This is a genomic window from Streptomyces sp. NPDC090032 (genome assembly GCF_044748025.1).
Classification (GTDB): Bacteria; Actinomycetota; Actinomycetes; order Streptomycetales; family Streptomycetaceae; genus Streptomyces.
In genome coordinates this window covers 426689-443328 of record NZ_JBIVFF010000005.1, presented here as the reverse complement: position 1 = coordinate 443328, position 16640 = coordinate 426689, and the positions used below count along the sequence as shown (strand labels likewise).

16 protein-coding genes are annotated in these 16640 nt (G+C 69.6%); 10 read left to right on the top strand and 6 right to left on the bottom strand.

Features of this window, described 5'->3' with window-relative positions; translation table 11 throughout:
• Positions 1-138: 138 nt before the first annotated feature.
• On the top strand, positions 139-1608 hold the full coding sequence (locus tag ACIPWY_RS14720) for an aminopeptidase P family protein (protein ID WP_362907828.1): 1470 nt from the start codon (positions 139-141) through the stop codon (positions 1606-1608).
• A gap of 126 nt (positions 1609-1734) precedes the next feature.
• Here the strand turns inward: ACIPWY_RS14720 and ACIPWY_RS14715 are convergent, their stop codons facing one another.
• On the bottom strand, positions 1735-2196 hold the full coding sequence (locus tag ACIPWY_RS14715) for an ATP-binding protein (protein ID WP_362907827.1): 462 nt from the start codon (positions 2194-2196) through the stop codon (positions 1735-1737).
• Positions 2197-2434: 238 nt separating this feature from the next.
• Between ACIPWY_RS14715 and ACIPWY_RS14710 the strand changes: the two genes are divergently transcribed.
• The 9 genes from ACIPWY_RS14710 (at position 2435) to ACIPWY_RS14670 (ending at position 12468) form a co-directional block, all read left to right on the top strand.
• Positions 2435-3241, top strand: a complete 807-nt coding sequence (locus tag ACIPWY_RS14710; protein ID WP_362907826.1) for a hypothetical protein — start codon at positions 2435-2437, stop codon at positions 3239-3241.
• Positions 3242-3389: 148 nt separating this feature from the next.
• Positions 3390-4139: a YcnI family protein gene (locus ACIPWY_RS14705; RefSeq protein WP_362907825.1), complete on the top strand. Its 750-nt coding sequence runs from the start codon at positions 3390-3392 to the stop codon at positions 4137-4139.
• Between the two features lie 104 nt (positions 4140-4243).
• Positions 4244-4942 carry an SCO family protein gene (locus ACIPWY_RS14700; protein WP_401533346.1) on the top strand — a complete coding sequence of 233 codons (699 nt, stop codon included), beginning with the start codon at positions 4244-4246 and terminating at the stop codon, positions 4940-4942.
• On the top strand, positions 4939-5472 hold the full coding sequence (locus ACIPWY_RS14695; RefSeq protein ID WP_401533344.1) for a copper chaperone PCu(A)C: 534 nt from the start codon (positions 4939-4941) through the stop codon (positions 5470-5472). Before ACIPWY_RS14700 ends, ACIPWY_RS14695 begins: the two co-directional genes overlap by 4 nt.
• A 14-nt stretch (positions 5473-5486) precedes the next feature.
• Complete coding sequence (locus ACIPWY_RS14690) at positions 5487-7499, top strand: copper resistance CopC/CopD family protein (protein WP_401533342.1); 2013 nt, start codon at positions 5487-5489, stop codon at positions 7497-7499.
• Between the two features lie 8 nt (positions 7500-7507).
• Positions 7508-8761 (top strand): iron uptake transporter deferrochelatase/peroxidase subunit, encoded by a 1254-nt coding sequence (gene efeB, locus ACIPWY_RS14685; protein ID WP_401533339.1) that lies wholly within the window; start codon positions 7508-7510, stop codon positions 8759-8761.
• Positions 8762-8771: 10 nt separating this feature from the next.
• Positions 8772-9707 (top strand): prephenate dehydratase, encoded by a 936-nt coding sequence (pheA, locus tag ACIPWY_RS14680; RefSeq protein ID WP_362907820.1) that lies wholly within the window; start codon positions 8772-8774, stop codon positions 9705-9707.
• Positions 9708-10369: 662 nt separating this feature from the next.
• A complete protein-coding gene (serS, locus tag ACIPWY_RS14675; protein WP_362907819.1) occupies positions 10370-11647 on the top strand; it encodes a serine--tRNA ligase in 1278 nt (425 codons plus the stop codon).
• Positions 11644-12468 (top strand): HAD family hydrolase, encoded by an 825-nt coding sequence (locus tag ACIPWY_RS14670; RefSeq protein WP_362907818.1) that lies wholly within the window; start codon positions 11644-11646, stop codon positions 12466-12468. The genes serS and ACIPWY_RS14670 overlap by 4 nt, the downstream gene beginning before the upstream one ends.
• Positions 12469-12808: 340 nt before the next feature.
• Here the strand turns inward: ACIPWY_RS14670 and ACIPWY_RS14665 are convergent, their stop codons facing one another.
• The 5 genes from ACIPWY_RS14665 to ACIPWY_RS14645 form a co-directional block, all read right to left on the bottom strand.
• Complete coding sequence (locus ACIPWY_RS14665; RefSeq protein ID WP_401533336.1) at positions 12809-13027, bottom strand: hypothetical protein; 219 nt, start codon at positions 13025-13027, stop codon at positions 12809-12811.
• Between the two features lie 112 nt (positions 13028-13139).
• On the bottom strand, positions 13140-13859 hold the full coding sequence (locus tag ACIPWY_RS14660) for an ABC transporter permease (RefSeq protein WP_100597167.1): 720 nt from the start codon (positions 13857-13859) through the stop codon (positions 13140-13142).
• A 9-nt stretch (positions 13860-13868) separates the two neighbouring features.
• Positions 13869-14780: an ABC transporter ATP-binding protein gene (locus tag ACIPWY_RS14655; protein WP_362907817.1), complete on the bottom strand. Its 912-nt coding sequence runs from the start codon at positions 14778-14780 to the stop codon at positions 13869-13871.
• Entirely contained in the window at positions 14777-15682 is a 906-nt protein-coding gene (locus tag ACIPWY_RS14650) for an ABC transporter permease subunit (RefSeq protein ID WP_362907816.1), read from the bottom strand. The genes ACIPWY_RS14655 and ACIPWY_RS14650 overlap by 4 nt, the downstream gene beginning before the upstream one ends.
• Positions 15672-16637 carry an ABC transporter ATP-binding protein gene (locus ACIPWY_RS14645; RefSeq protein WP_362907849.1) on the bottom strand — a complete coding sequence of 322 codons (966 nt, stop codon included), beginning with the start codon at positions 16635-16637 and terminating at the stop codon, positions 15672-15674. Before ACIPWY_RS14645 ends, ACIPWY_RS14650 begins: the two co-directional genes overlap by 11 nt.
• Between the last annotated feature and the right edge of the window lie 3 nt (positions 16638-16640).

The window sequence follows — 16640 nt, the reverse complement described above, 5'->3', positions numbered from 1 at the left end:
CGGTACACCCCGTAGCCCTTGATGTAACAGGTCTTCCGGCCCTGGGCCCCCTTCCGTACGACCGTACGATGGAGGGGGTCCATCGTTGTACCCAGGCCGCACCCAGGCCGAATCCAGGGCCGTATCGAGGAGGAAGACGTGTCGGAGGAGCTCACCCCGGAGAACCCGGAGATCGCTCAGACCGAGAGCGACGAGCCGATCAAGCAGCGCAAGAACGGCCTGTACCCGGGCGTGTCCGACGAGCTCGCCGAGAGCATGAAGTCCGGCTGGGCCGACACGGAGCTGCACGGTCTCGAGCCGATCGCGCAGGCGTCCGAGACGGCCGCCCGCCGCGCCGCCCTCTCCGCGCGCTTCCCCGGTGAGCGCATCGTCGTCCCCGCGGGCAACCTGAAGACCCGTTCGAACGACACCGAGTACGCCTTCCGCGCCTCCGTCGAGTACGCGTACCTGACCGGCAACCAGACGGAGGACGGCGTCCTCGTCCTCGAGCCGACGGTCTCCGGGCACGACGCGACGATCTACCTGCTGCCGCGCTCCGACCGCGAGAACGGCGAGTTCTGGCTGGACGGCCAGGGCGAGCTGTGGGTCGGCCGCCGCCACTCCCTCGCCGAGGCCGAGCAGGTCCACGGCATCCCCGCCTCCGACGTGCGCGAGCTCGCCGGCCGCCTGGCCGAGGCGACCGGTCCGGTCCGCATCGTGCGCGGCCACGACGCCGGCATCGAGGCCGCCCTGACCGACAAGGTCACCCGCGAGCACGACGACGAGCTGCGCGTCTTCCTCTCCGAGGCCCGCCTCGTGAAGGACTCGTTCGAGATCGGCGAGCTCCAGAAGGCCGTCGACTCCACGGTCCGCGGCTTCGAGGACGTCGTGAAGATCCTCGACAAGGCCGAGGCCACCAGCGAGCGCTACATCGAGGGCACGTTCTTCCTGCGCGCCCGCGTCGAGGGCAACGACATCGGCTACGGCTCGATCTGCGCCTCCGGCCCGCACGCCTGCACCCTCCACTGGGTCCGCAACGACGGCCCGGTCCGCTCCGGCGACCTGCTCCTCCTGGACGCGGGCGTGGAGACGCACAGCCTCTACACCGCCGACGTGACGCGCACGCTGCCGGTCAACGGCCGCTACACCGAGCTCCAGAAGAAGATCTACGACGCCGTGTACGAGGCCCAGGAGGCCGGTATCGCGGCCGTCAAGCCCGGTGCCAAGTACCGCGACTTCCACGACGCCGCGCAGCGCGTGCTCGCCGAGAAGCTCGTCGAGTGGGGCCTCGTCGAGGGCCCGGTCGAGCGCGTTCTGGAGCTCGGCCTCCAGCGCCGCTGGACGCTGCACGGCACCGGCCACATGCTCGGCCTCGACGTCCACGACTGCGCCGTCGCGCGCACGGAGACGTACGTGGACGGCACGCTGGAGCCCGGCATGTGCCTGACGGTCGAGCCCGGTCTGTACTTCCAGGCCGACGACCTGACCGTGCCGGAGGAGTACCGCGGCATCGGCGTCCGGATCGAGGACGACATCCTCGTGACGGAGGACGGCAACCGGAACCTCTCCGCCGGCCTGCCGCGCCGCTCGGACGAGGTCGAGGCGTGGATGGCTCAGCTCAAGGGCTGAACCACGCGAGCGACCACGCGCGCGTAGAGACGCGTTTGCGAAGTGGCCGGGCACCGCAGGACGGTGTCCGGCCGCTGTCGTGTCCGGCCGCTGTCTGTCCGGAGGGTCCTGAGGTTCCGGATGGGGTCAGGCCGAGACCAAAGGTGCGTTCTCGCGCCACTTGAGCACCTTGTCGAAGCTGACCATCGCGCCGCCCCTGCCCGGTCTGTTGACGAAGTGGACGTGGTCCGCCAGCTCCTGGATGAGACAGAGTCCACGGCCGTGCTCGGCGTGGTCGGGGGCGGGCTTGAGCAGGGGCGTGCCGCGTCCGCGCAGGGCCGGGAAGCCGGGACCGGAGTCGGCGACCTCGATGCGGCAGGTCTCGCCTTCGAGATAGGCCGTGACCCGGTACGCGCCCGCCGGATCGTCGGGGTCCGGATCGCCGCCGTGCTCGACGGCGTTGGCGCATGCCTCGGTGAGGGCGACGGACAGGTCGAACGAGATGTCGGGGTCCACGCCCGCGGTCTCCATCGTGTCGATCAGCAGGCGCCGGGCGAGCGGGACGCTCGCGGCCTCGCGGCGCAAGTGCAGAGACCACCAGATGCTCATGCTCCAGCCTCCAGGCCGCGGCTCGACATACCGATACGTATTGCCGCAACGACCCCTGTGCAATCGCGTGCTTCGCGTGATACCGCCCATACGGCGGACGCGCGGACCGGCGGCGGCGGTGTACAGAGTCGGCTTCAGCGGTGTGCGCAGTCGGGTGCAAGCGGGCGGGGCGGAAGATTCCGGACCTTGTGGACCTGCCGTATGAGGCGGGTAAGCCCAGTGCGATGATGAGCCCGCCATGTCTGCCCCCCACCAGCGCGAGGCGCGTACCGGAACTGATGTCCGGCTGCTGAGGGCCGCGGTGTTCACCGCGGTCTGCGTTGCGTTGTCCGCGGCCGGACATGTGCTCGCCTCGTGTGTCACGGTCCCCCTGTGGACGCTGGGCGTCGGGTTCCTCGCGGTGTTCGCCGTCGCGGCTCCGCTCGCCGGGCGCGAGCGCTCGCTGCCGGGCATCGCCGCCGCTCTCGCGGTCGGACAGACCGGTCTGCACACCCTCTTCGGAGTGGGCCAGCACGGCACCATGACGATGGCGCAGACCGCCCAGGAGCCCTCGGTCGTGGAGCGCGCGGCCCGGCTCATGTGCGGCACCGGCATGGCGGCGATCAGCCCCGCGCAGGCGCAGAAGATCCTGTCGGACGCCGGCGTCGAACCCGGTTCCGGAATGGCCATGCACCACCACGTCGCCACCGAAGCGGCGACCTCCATGCCGCTGTTGCCGTCCCTGCCGATGCTGCTCGGGCACCTGCTCGCCGCGGTCGTCGCGGGCTGGCTGCTGCGCCATGGAGACCTCGCGCTCGGCCGGCTCGTCCGCCTCTCGGCGAACTCGGCGCATGGAGTCGCCCAGGGGGCGCTCGTCCGTTCCCTGCGCGCCGCTCTCGCTCTCGTACGCGCCCTCAGGGCGGGCCTGCCGGGGGCTGAGGTAGCGGCGCCCCACGTGGTGCCCACCGAGCTCCTCGCGCCACTGCCCCTGCGCACGACGGCACTTCAGCACTCGGTGATCAGGCGCGGCCCGCCCGCGGGCGACGCGTTCCGTCTCGCTGCCTGACACGACACACGTACTCCACGCGGGGCCCCCGTACGGGTTCCCGCACAGCGCGGAGGGGTGTCGTGCGGCACGCGCGCGTGCCCCGTTTCCGGTGCGCGCAGTCACCGTTCGCCTGATCCCGCTGAACCCGAGTGGAGTGGTTTCTGCCATGAACAAGATTTCCCGCGTCTCCGTAGTCGGTGCCGCCGCCGCGTCCGCCGTCCTGGTGCTCTCCGTTCCCGCCTTCGCGCACGTGAGCGTGCAGCCGGAGGGCGTGGCCGCCAAGGGTGGATACGCCGTCGTGAACTTCAAGGTGCCGAACGAGCGCGACGACGCCGCGACCACCAAGGTCGAGGTCAACTTCCCGACCGATCACCCGCTGGCCTCGGTCATGCCCGAGCCCATCCCCGGCTGGACCGCCAAGGTCACCAAGTCCAAGCTCGACAAGCCGCTGGAGATGCACGGCGAGAAGATCGACCAGGCCGTCTCCCAGGTCACCTGGACCGCCGACGGCGCGGGCAAGGACAAGGGCATCCAGCCCGGCTTCTTCCAGAAGTTCCCGCTCTCCATCGGGCAGCTGCCCGAGGACACGGACGAGCTCGTCTTCAAGGCGATCCAGACCTACGACAACAAGGAAGTCGTGCGCTGGATCGAGCCGCAGGCCAAGGGCCAGGAGGAGCCGGAGAACCCGGCGCCCACCCTGCAACTCTCGGCCGCGACCGAGGACCACCACGGCGGCGCCGCGGCCGACGACAACGCCAAGTCGGGTGACGACAAGGCTGCGGCGGCCGCCTCCTCGTCGGACAGCTCCTCCGACAGCGACACCACCGCACGCGCCCTCGGCATCGCCGGCATCGTCGTCGGCGCCGCCGGCGTGGCCTTCGGGGTGCTCGCGGGACGCCGTCGTACCAACAGCTGAACCAGCCGCGGGTGTGTACCGGGGCCGGCGCAGACGTCGGCCCTCCGTGGCCGCCGGCCGACCCCGGTACACACCGGCCCGCCTCACATCTGGGACATTTTTCTATGCGCTCTCCCCGTAAGACCCCGCACACAGGTCCTCGCCAGGCCCTTCGCAAGAAGACGCTGCTCGCCGCCGGGCTCATCGCCGCGGCGTCGCTCACACTCTCCGCCTGCGGCAGTGGCGACGACAGCAACAAGCCCGTGGCCGAGGTCTCCGCCGAGACCGGCTCGCACAAGGCCGCGACCGTCCTCGACTCGCCCTTCAAGAAGCCGGACCTCGTCCTCACGGACACCCACGGCAAGAAGTTCGACCTGCGAGAGCGGACCAAGGGCAAGCCCACCTTGATCTACTTCGGCTACACCCACTGCCCCGACGTGTGCCCCCTGACGATGAGCAACATCGCCGTCGCCAAGAAGGCGCTGCCCAAGGCCGAGCAGGACAAGCTCCAGGTCGTCTTCGTCACCACCGACCCGGACCGCGACACCGCGCCCGTCCTCGGCAAGTGGCTCAAGGCGCAGGACCCCGACTTCATCGGTCTGACCGGCGACTTCGCCACCATCCAGGGCAGCGCCCGCACCCTCGGCATCTCCATCGAGCCGACGCAGAAGGACAAGAACGGCAAGCTCGTCTCGATGCACGGCACCCAGGTCATCGCCTTCTCGCCGAAGACCGACGCCGGGTACGTCCTGTACGGCGAGGACGCCACCGTCGACGACTACACCAAGGACCTCCCCAAGATCATCAAGGGGGAGCAGCCGTGAGGCGTACCCCGTTCGCCCTCGGTGCCACGGCGCTGGCGGCCGGCCTCGCCCTCACGGCCTGCGGCTCCGGCGACTCGTCGGCCTCGGCTTCCTCCGGCAAACCCTCGGTCAAGGTCGGCGGGGCGTTCATACCGGCGCCCGCGGGCGGCGACATGGCGGCCGGTTTCTTCATCGTGCACAACAGCGGCGGCGCCGACACGCTCACCTCGGTGACCAGCACCATCGCCCAGCAGGTCACCCTCCACTCCACGAAGGGCGGGGCGATGACGGAGCAGAAGTCGTTCCCCGTCCCGGCCGACGGGGAGCTCGACTTCGAACGCGGTGGCAACCACCTCATGTTCGAAAACCTCAAGCAGACGCCGAAGGAGGGCGACAAGGTGTCCGTGGAGCTGCACTTCGCCAAGTCCGGCACCGTCAGGGTGACCTTTCCGGTGAAGGCCGCCACCTACAACCCGACGGCGAAGTCGGCGCACTCGTCGCTGCCGTCGATGTCGTCGATGCCGTCGCACTCGCCGCACACTTCGCACTGAGGGGCTGACCGTTCGTGAAGACCATCGCTCCCCGCTTCCGGCACCTGTTGCTGCTGCTCCTCGCCGTCACCGGCGCCCTCCTCGCCGGCGCCGCGCCCGTCTCCGCGCACGCCGCGCTGACCGGGAGCGACCCGAAGCAGGGCGCGGTGGTCGAGCAGGCCCCCACCCGGGTGTCCCTGACCTTCTCCGAGGAGGTCGCCATGTCCGCCGGGTCCGTGCGGGTCCTCGACCCGGCCGGCAAGCGTGTCGACACGGGCAGGACGACGGACCTCGGTGGCACGACCTACGGCGTCCCCCTCCACTCCGGGCTGCCCGACGGCACGTTCACCGTCGCCTACCAGGTCGTCTCGGCCGACAGCCATCCCGTCTCCGGAGCATTCACCTTCTCCATCGGCGCCCCCTCCAAGACCACCGCGGTCCTGCCCGACCAGACCGCGGGCGGCGGCGTCGTCGGCGGGCTCTACGGCGTAGCGCGGTACCTCTCCTACGGGGGGTTCATCCTCACCGTCGGCGGCGCGGCCTTCGTCCTCGCCTGCTGGCCGCGCGGAGCGGGCGTACGCCCCGTGCAGCGCGTCGTGGTGGGCGGCTGGATCACCCTCACCGGCGCGACCCTCGCCATGCTCCTGATGCGCGGCTCCTACACGGGCTCCGGCACGGTCGGCGACATCTTCGATCTGAGCCTCCTCGGGCAGGTCCTGCAGACCAAGTCGGGCGCGGCCCTGGTGTCACGCCTCCTGCTGCTGGCCGCCGCCGCGCTCTTCATCGCCGTGCTCTTCGGCGCGTACGAGAAGCGGACCGACCCCAAGGAGAAGAAGGACCTCACCTTCGGGCTCGCGATCGGCGGTGCGGTCGTCGCGGCCGGTCTCGCCGCCACCTGGGCGATGGCCGAACACGCCTCCACCGGCATCCAGGCCGGACTCGCCATGCCCGTCGACGTCCTGCACCTGCTCGCGGTGTCGGCCTGGCTCGGCGGACTCACCACGTTGCTCGTCGCCCTGTACCGCGCGCCGTCGATCGAAGCCAGCGCCGTCCGGCGGTTCTCCCGGGTGGCGTTCTGCTCGGTCTGCACGCTGGCCGCGACCGGGCTCTACCAGTCGTGGCGCCAGGTCGGCTCCTGGTCTGCACTCACCGGCACGCGTTACGGGCAACTGCTGCTGCTGAAGATCGGGCTCGTCGCCGTCCTGGTCGGCGTCGCGTGGATCTCGCGGAAGTGGACGGGACGCCTTTCGGAGGGTCTCGCCCCGGAGGCCGCCGCGTCCACAGCGGTCGAGGAGCGCACCCGGGCGGAGGCGGCAGTGACAGTACCTACTGGCGGCGCTTCGACGGGGTCGTCGTCGGTGGTGGACGGAAGCAGCGGCGACACAGGATCCGGCGGGGATGCGGGTTCCGGTGCCGGCGGGGATGCCGGTTCCGGTGGCGATACGGGTTCCGCTTCCGGTGTCGACTCCGGTGCCGACGGCAAGCGGTCCGCCCAGCTCGCCCGTCAGCGTGCCGCGCTCGCGACCGCCCGTGAGAAGCGGATACGGGACGCCGACCCGGGCCGCTCCGGACTGCGCCGCTCCGTACTCACCGAGGCCGGTGTCGCCGTCGTCCTGCTCGTCGTCACGACCATGCTCACCGCCACCGAGCCGGGCCGCACCGAGGAGGAGGCCAAGGCCGTCACCGCGGCGGCCTCCCAGCGGTCCGGGCCGCTCTCCCTGAAGCTGCCGTTCGACACCGGCGGCCAGGACGGCAAGGGCACGCTCCTCCTGGACCTGGATCCCGGACGCACCGGCGGCAACGACATGCACGTCTATGTGGAGCGCCCCAACGGCAAGGCGTTCGACATCCCCGAGGTGAAGGTCTCCTTCACCCTCACCGCGAAGAAGATCGGCCCCCTGCCGGTCGTTCCCGACCACATCGCCACCGGACACTGGAGCGCGAGCGGCGTACAGATCCCCGTGGCGGGCGACTGGAAGATCGCGGTCACCGTGCGCACGTCCGACATCGACCAAGTGACCGTCAACAAGAACGCGAAGATCGGCTGACCTCCACCATGGCTGACTCCGAGAACCGGACCGATTCCGGCATCTCCCGACGGCGGCTGCTCGGCACAGCGGGCGCGACGGGCCTGGCCCTGGGCGCCGTGGGAGGCGCCGCGGGGTACGCGACCGCGTCGTCGAACCCCCCTGCCGCGGCAGCGTCGTTGACCTCCCTCGGCGCCGACCGGGTGATGTTTCACGGGAAACATCAGCCCGGCATCACGACCCCGATGCAGTCCCGCGGGCACCTGATCGCCTTCGATCTCGCGCCGGGCGCCGGGCGCAAGGAAGCGGCGGCACTGATGCGCCGCTGGTCGGCCACCGCCCAGCAGCTGATGGCCGGCGAGACGACGGGCGACTTCGACACCGACGTCGCCCGCGACGCCGGCCCCTCCTCGCTGACACTCACCTTCGGCTTCGGCCACAGCTTCTTCTCCCGTACAGGGCTGGAGAAAGAGCGCCCGGCGGCTCTCGACCCGCTGCCCGACTTCTTCTCCGACCACCTCGACAAGGCGCGCAGCAACGGCGACCTGTGGGTGCAGATCGGCGCGAACGACGCGCTGGTCGCTTTCCACGCCCTGCGCGCGGTCCAGCGGGACGCGGGGGCAGCGGCCCGGGTGCGCTGGCAGATGAACGGCTTCAACCGCTCGCCCGGCGCCACGTCCCACCCCATGACCGCTCGCAATCTCATGGGCCAGATCGACGGAACGAACAACCCGAAGCCGGCCGACGACGACTTCGACAAGCGGATCTTCGTGCCCGCGTCGGGCGATCCCGCCTGGATGGCCGGCGGCTCGTACGCGGTCGTACGACGCATCCGCATGCTGCTCGACGACTGGGAGAAGCTGTCGGGGAAGGCGCAGGAGGATGTCATCGGACGCAAGAAGTCCGGCGGCGCGCCTCTGACCGGCGGCACGGAGACCACGGAGCCGGACCTGGAGAAGACCGGCGCCGACGGCAAGCTCGTCATCCCGATCAACGCCCACGCGCGCATCACCCGGCCCGACCAGAACGGCGGCGCCGCGATGGTCCGCCGCCCGTTCTCGTACCACGACGGCATAGGCCACGACGGGGCCCCGGACGCCGGACTGCTCTTCATCTGCTGGCAGGCGGATCCCTTGCGCGGCTTCGTCCCGGTGCAGCGCAAGCTCGACCGGGGAGACGCTCTGTCCGACTTCATCCGTCACGAGTCGAGCGGGCTGTTCGCGGTGCCAGGCGGGGCGGAGCAGGGCGAGTACGTGGGGCAGGCGTTGCTGGAGGCCCATTAGGGTGACCAATATGTCAGCCAGCTACGCGTATCTCGGCCCTCAGGGCACCTTCACCGAGGTTGCTCTGCGCACGCTCCCGGAGTCCGCCACCCGGGAACTCGTTCCGATGGTGTCCGTGCCCGCCGCACTCGACGCCGTACGCAACGGCGAGGCCGAGGCTGCGTTCGTACCGATCGAGAACTCCGTCGAGGGCGGCATCACGACCACGCTCGACGAGCTGGTGGCCGGCGAGCCGCTGATGATCTACCGCGAGGTGCTGCTCTCCATCACCTTCGCGCTGCTGGTCAGGCCCGGTACGCAGGTATCGGACATCAAGACGGTGACGGCCCACCCGGCGGCTCAGCCCCAGGTCCGCAACTGGATGGCGGCTAATCTCGCCGAGGACGTGACGTGGGAGTCCGCGGCGTCGAACGCGGACGGTGCGCGCCTGGTCCAGGAGGGCCGCTACGACGCGGCGTTCGCGGGCGAGTTCGCCGCGGAGCGCTACGGCCTGGTGCCGCTGGTCACCGAGATCCATGACGCGGAGAACGCGCAGACGCGGTTCGTCCTCGTCGGCAAGCCGGCCCGCCCCGCGGCACCGACCGGAGCGGACAAGACCTCGGTGGTCATCTGGCAGCGCGAGGACCACCCGGGTGCACTGCTCGAACTGCTCCAGGAGTTCGCGGTGCGCGGGGTCAACCTGATGCTGCTGCAGTCCCGCCCGACCGGTGAGGGCATCGGGAACTACCTCTTCGCCATCGACGCGGAGGGCCATATCTCGGACCGCCGCATGGGCGAGGCGCTGATGGGGCTCAAGCGGGTCTGCCCGCAGGTGCGCTTCCTGGGCTCGTATCCGCGGGCCGGGGTCACCGTCGCGGACGTCCGCACCCCGCGCACGGGGACGTCCGACAGCGCCTTCATGGCGGCGTCGGACTGGCTCACACGCTGCCAGGACGGCCGTTTCTGACGCCTTCGGGCCACTCGTTCTGATGGGTTTCCGGCGTCTTCGGGCGCCGGATTTCGACGTTCCGAGAACCAGTCCTACCTGCAGATTTTCGCCATCCACAGAAGTTATCCACAGGTGCGCTTCTCGACCTGGGGACAAGTCGACACCATCTCGCTACATGGTCGACAAATCGCCCTACAGCCCATAACTCCGTCCACAGGTGCGCACGTCACCCCTCGTCCACTCTTTTCCTTTGATCAACTCTATAGAGCGAACCATTTCCACTCGAAAGTGCGTGTGAGATGGGTTTGGATCGGGAATCCTTCGCCGCGCATGCGGCTTTCGGAACGATCTCTTCCGGCATCCACAGATCTTTCGCACAGCCTGTGGATAACTTTTCGGAGAGCCGCATTCCTGTGGACAACCCAGCCCTCAAATCCCGCCCCGCACAAGGGGATTCGGTCAAGCGGCCATGTCGCGTCTGCCCCTTTTCGGGGAATGAAGCCCTTTTCATTGACCGGCATCCACAGCGCCCGGCCGGTCCCGAGAAGATCCATTTCGGCCAGGCGCTTCGTCGCTCACTGTCGAGCCATTGCCGAATTCATATTCCGGCAAATCGGGCATAAGGTAAAGGGCGGGATATCGGTTCGTGCGGTGGAACCGCGCACCGGTAGCCTTGAGGGGTGATTGACCTTCGCCTGCTCCGTGAGGACCCCGACCGTGTTCGCGCCTCCCAGCGCGCCCGTGGAGAGGACGTCGCGCTCGTCGACGCCCTACTCTCCGCCGACGAGCGGCGCAGGTCGTCCGGGCTCCGATTCGACGAGCTCCGTTCCGAGCAGAAGTCGCTCGGCAAGCTGATCCCCAAGGCCCCCGCCGACGAGAAGCAGGAGCTCCTGAAGAAGGCCGGTGAACTCTCCGCCGCCGTCAAGAGCGCCGAGGCCGAGCAGCGCGAGGCCGACGAGGAGACCCAGCGCCTCGCCCTCCTGCTGGGCAACATCGTGCACACGGACGTCCCGGTCGGCGGCGAGGAGGACTTCGTCGTCCTCGAGACGCACGGCACGATCCGCGACTTCGGCGCCGAGGGCTTCGAGCCCAAGGACCACCTGGAGCTCGGCGAGGCGCTCGGCGCCATCGACGTCGAGCGCGGCGCCAAGGTGTCGGGCTCGCGCTTCTACTACCTGACGGGCGTCGGCGCGCTCCTCGAACTCGCCCTCGTGAACGCGGCGATCGCGCAGGCCACCGAGGCCGGCTTCATCCCGATGCTGACGCCGGCGCTGGTGCGCCCGCGCGCCATGGAGGGCACGGGCTTCCTCGGTCAGGCCGCGGAGAACGTGTACCACCTGGAGAAGGACGACTACTACCTGGTCGGCACCTCCGAGGTCGCGCTCGCCGGTTACCACATGGACGAGATCCTCGACGCGGACAAGCTGCCGCTGCGCTACGCCGGCTTCTCGCCGTGCTTCCGCCGCGAGGCCGGCACGTACGGCAAGGACACCCGGGGCATCTTCCGCGTGCACCAGTTCGACAAGGTCGAGATGTTCTCGTACGTCGCTCCCGAGGACGCAGAGGCGGAGCACAAGCGGCTGCTGGAGTGGGAGAAGCAGTGGCTGACCGGCCTCGAACTGCCCTTCCAGGTCATCGACGTGGCCACCGGCGACCTCGGGTCCTCGGCCTCGCGCAAGTTCGACTGCGAGGCGTGGATCCCCACGCAGGGCAAGTACCGCGAGCTGACCTCGGCGTCGAACTGTGACGGCTTCCAGGCCCGCCGCCTGTCCATCCGGATGCGCGACGGCAAGAAGGTCCAGCCGCTGTCGACGCTGAACGGCACGCTGTGCGCGGTGCCGCGCACCATTGTGGCCATCCTGGAGAATCACCAGCAGGCCGACGGCTCCGTGAGGGTGCCCGAGGTGCTGCGTCCGTACTTGGGGGGCCGAAAGATCCTGGAGCCGATCAACAAGTGAGCCACCCTGCTCCGATCGATCACCCGTTCCCGTACAAACTCGTCGCGACCGATCTCGACGGGACGCTTCTGCGGCCCGACGACACGGTCTCCGAGCGGACGCGTGAGGCGCTCACCGCGGTCACCGCGGCCGGAGCCGCCCACATCATAGTGACCGGACGGGCCGTGCCCTGGACCCGGCACATCCTCGACGACCTCGGCTACGAGGGCCTCGCGGTGTGCGGGCAGGGCGCGCAGGTCTATCACGCCGGCGAGCACCGGCTGCTGACGTCGGTGACGCTCGACCGGCAGCTGGCCGGTCTCGCGCTCTCCAAGATCGAGGCGGAGACCGGGCCGCTGGCCCTGGCCGCGAGCCGTGACGGCCTCGAGGGCGAGGTCATAGTGGGGCCGGGCTACCAGCTGCAGGAGGGCCCGCTGCCGGTCGTCCCGTACACGGATGTCGCCGAGCTGTGGGCCGCGCCGCTGAACAAGATGTATCTGCAGCACCCTGGCATGGCCGACGACGAGCTGGCCGCCGTGGCGCTGGCCGTGGCCGGTGATCTGGTGGGCGTCACGATGGCGGGCGAGGGCCTCGTCGAGCTGCTGCCGCTCGGTCTGTCGAAGGCGACCGGTCTCTCGCTCGCCGCGCGCCGGCTGGGCGCGAAGGCGGCCGACACGATCGCTTTCGGCGACATGCCCAACGACATCCCGATGTTCGGCTGGGCAGCACATGGAGTGGCCATGGCCAACGCCCATGCGGATCTCAAGGCGGTCGCGGACGAGATCACGACGTCGAACACGGACGACGGCATCGCGGTGGTCCTGGAACGCCTGCTGGGCTGACGGCACGCACTGACGGCCGCGCGGTCGGCGCGGCCGTCAGTGCGTGCCGTTCCCCGAAGGGATGCGGCACTGAAAGTCTGGGTGGGCGGCCCGCGCACCCGAAAGGTGCGCGCTCGAAGCGGCCGCCCCGGGCAGCCTCCCCGTGAGCCGGCTCAAACGGAGTGAGTAACTACTCCGGAACCTGCTGTGGGCTGCCCTGCCGGGAGCTCGACGGAATCTTGATCGACATCGTCTCGCTCCTCTCCCAGTAGGCGGGCGCCGTGCGCGGCGCGGTTACAGAACTACTGTGCCGCTACTGGGATTTGGGCGCCACCGAATAAAACCGTGGCCCGGCGCGCGGCTAGCGCCTGCGCCACTTGCGGCGTCGGGCGCGGCTGAAGAACCAGCCCGCGGGCGGCTCGTCGGAGCGCCACGGCTGAGGTTCCGGGGACTCGTTGCGCCAGCGTGCGGCGAGCATGCGGGCCCGCGCGGACGGCTCCGTGGTCTCAGCCGACCGTATGAAGTCCTCGTCGAGGGGCACGTCCTGCCACGTCTCGTCGCGCTCGTGCTCCGCCGCCATCTCCACTCCTCCTGGAACAGGTCGCCTTCCCGGAGAACAGGTCCTCTCCTGGAAAGCACGTCACCCTCCGACCAGTGTCCTGATGGGAGGGTGAAGCCGCTGTCAAGATCCGTCACTCCTCGCCGGCGAGCTTCAGCGTGCGCAGCTTCTGGCCCGCGTACCAGGTGGCGAGAACGGTGACCCCGGCGAGCAGGACGGTGGCGAGAGGAAGGCCGACGTCCGAGGTGATGAGGTCGCCGCCCGCCACCTTGTGGGCCACGGCGAGGGACCACTGCTGCACGCTGAGGGTGCGCGCACCGGCCACGAGGGACCCGAAGAGCGCTTCCCAGACCAGGGCGTAGACGAGGCCGAACACCACCGCGTGGCGCGTGATCGTGCCGAGTAGCAGGAAGAGCGCGGCGTACGCGATGGAGGCGACGAGGGCCGCGATCGTGTAGGCGACGGCGATCTGCTGCCCGTTCCCGTTCAGGATCAGGCCGGCGATGAGCGTGGGGACCGCGGAGAACACCATGGTCACGGCGATGGCGACGATCAGCTTGGTGAAGATGATCGTCGGGCGCTTGATCGGCTTCGCGAGGAGGTAGACGACGGAGCCGTCGTCGATCTCGGGGCCGATCGCGCCCGTGCCCGCGATGACGCCGATGATCGGCACCATCGTGGCGAGCGCGAACCCGCCGAGCACGTCGGCGGCGATCTGGTCGTCCGCTCCTGTGAGGCCGCGCACGAGCGCGGAGATGGCGATGAGCAGGACGGGCAGGGCACACAGGATGAGGGCCCGGCGGCGGCCGAGCAGGGCTCGGTAGGTGAGCCGGGCGACAGTGGGGTCGTACATCAGGGCCTCCTACGCCGCGACCAGGTACGAGAACACGGACTCGAGGGACTCGTCGGACGGCGAGACCGTGAGCAGTCTGATGCCGTGGGCCTTGGCGACCTGGGGCAGCAGGGTGGTGAACCGGCCGAAGTCGACGGCCTGGACGCGCAACGCGCCCTCCTTGAGGTCGACTTCGATGCCCGCGGTGGACGGGTCCGCGATCAGCGCGGCGGCGAGGGCGCGGTCGTCGCTGGAGCGGATGAGATAGCGGTGCGGGCGGTCGGTCATCAGGCGGCGGATCTTGCGGAAGTCACCGCCGGCCGCATGGCGCCCGGCGACGATCACCTCGATGTGGGAGGCGAGCTGCTCGACCTCTTCGAGGATGTGGGACGAGAAGAGGACCGTGCGGCCCTCGGCGCCCATGCGGCGCAGGAGGTCCATGAGCTGCATGCGCTGGCGCGGGTCCATGCCGTTGAACGGCTCGTCGAGCAGCAGCACGGACGGCTCGTGGACAAGGGCGGACGCCATCTTGACGCGCTGGCGCATGCCCTTGGAGTACGTCGAGATCTTGCGGTCCTGCGCGTACTCCATCTCGACCGTGGCGAGCGCCTTCTGCGCCTCGTGCGAGCCGAGACCCTGCAACTCGGCGTTGGCGACGACGAATTCGCGCCCGGTGAGGAAGTCGTACATCGCCTCGCGCTCGGGGACGATGCCGATGTGGCGGTAGATCTGTTCGTTGCGCCAGATCGGCTCCCCGTCGAGGGTGACCGTTCCGTTCGACGGGGCGAGGAAGCCGCCCATCATGTTGATGAGGGTGGACTTTCCCGCGCCGTTCGGGCCGAGGAGACCGGTGACGCCGGGGGCGATCGTCATCGTGATGTCGTTGACCGCCACCACGTTGCCGAACCAGCGCGATACGTGGTCGATGTTGATCGTGGTCACAGTCCGACCTTCCGGTAGCGGCGCATCAGGAGGCCGTAGCAGCCCGCGATGAGTCCGAGCACGACGAGCAGATAGACGATGCCCTGGCCGGTCGAGGGGCCGTGTCCGCCGGGGAAGGCGGAGGTGGCGCCGAGGAAGGCGGTCTGTACGCCGTCGATGAGGGTGACCGGCGAGAAGAGGCCGAGCCAGGTGATCGCGCCGCTGTTGTCCTGCGACTCGGCGATGGCCTGGACGGTGGAGACCGCTCCGTAGGAGATGGTCATGACGGCAATGACGGCGGCGATGCCGAAGCCACGGCGGGGCGTGACCGCAGAGACGACGAGGCCGATGCCGGCGAAGAGCAGCGAGAGCAGGGCCACGGAGACCAGTCCCTGGGCGAATCCCTTGGTCTGTTCGGCGAAGTCGAGCTTGGCGAGCAGCGCGCCTACGTAGAGCACGATCAGCGGGGCCGCCGTGAGGGCGAAGAGGGCGGATGTCATGGCCGCGTACTTCGCCAGGACGTAGTCACCGCGCTCGATGGGGCGGGAGAAGTACAGGGGGACCGTCTTGAAGCGCAGGTCGCGCGAGACGGACTGGGGTGCCTGGGAGGCGAGATAGAGCGCGATGACGGCCTGCAGGAGGATCGCGTAGCGCGTGTAGTCGACCGGCAGGTCCTTCAGCTTGGTGGTGACGGCCACCGCGACCATGATCAGCGCGGGGACGCACATCACCACGAAGAGCAGCATTGGCAGCACTTTGGACTTGGCCGAGCGGCCGAGGCCATAGGCGCCGCGCAGGCTCTGGGAGAAGAGCGAGCGGCGGGCGTAGGCGCGTCCGAGGCGCGGGCCGTCGTAGTGGCGATAGCCGATGTTGTGGATACGGGTCTGCTCACCGGCGGGGGTGAGGGACTGCTCAACCGCCATGGGTGACCGCCTCCTTCCGCTCGTTGTCCGTCTCTGAGCGGAAGACCTCCGCGATGTGGTGCCTGCGCTGTTCCATCCGGATCAGCCCGAGGCCGAGCTCGGCGACGGTGTCGCGCACGAGGTCGTAGGTGTCGTCGCTCTGGGTGGTGATCAGCACCGTGTGTCCGGCGCCGGGCAGCTCGCCGCCGGTCGCGGTCTCGATGCCGCGCCGGGAGAAGGCCTCGCGCAACGCGCTCGTGCCGTCCGGGTGTTCGTCGGAGTCGGTCACCTCGATCGCCAGGGTCGTCGTGGTCTGGGTGAAGTCCGTGGTGGAGCTGGAGCGCAGCAGCTTTCCGCCGTCGACCACGACGACGTGGTCACAGGTGCGCTCCAGCTCGCCCAGGAGGTGCGAGGTGACGAGGACCGAGATGCCGAAGTCGGCGTGGACGCGGCGGATCAGGTCGAGCATGTCGTCTCGGCCGACGGGGTCGAGACCGTTCGTCGGTTCGTCGAGGAAGACGAGCTGCGGGTCGTGGACAAGGGCCTGCGCGAGCTTCACGCGCTGCTTCATGCCCGTGGAGTAGCCGCCGATGGGGCGGTAGCGCTCTTCGTAGAGGCCGACGTGGCGCAGGGTGTCGGCGGTGCGCTCGCGGGCCGCGGTGGGCGGCAGACCCGACATGCGCGCCATGTGGACGACGAACTCGGTGGCCGAGACGTCGGGCGGCAGGCAGTCGTGTTCCGGCATGTAGCCGACGCGTTCGCGGATGGCGGCGCCTTCGGTGGCCACGTCGAGGCCGAGCACGGCGGCGCGGCCCTCCGTGGCGGGGGACAGACCCAGAAGGATCTTGATCAGTGTGGACTTGCCGGCTCCATTGGCTCCGACGAGTCCCGTCACACCGGGCCCGATGTCCATGGAGAGCCGGTCAAGCGCGGTCACCCGGGGGAACCGCTTGCTCAGGCTTTCGGTCGCGATCACAGT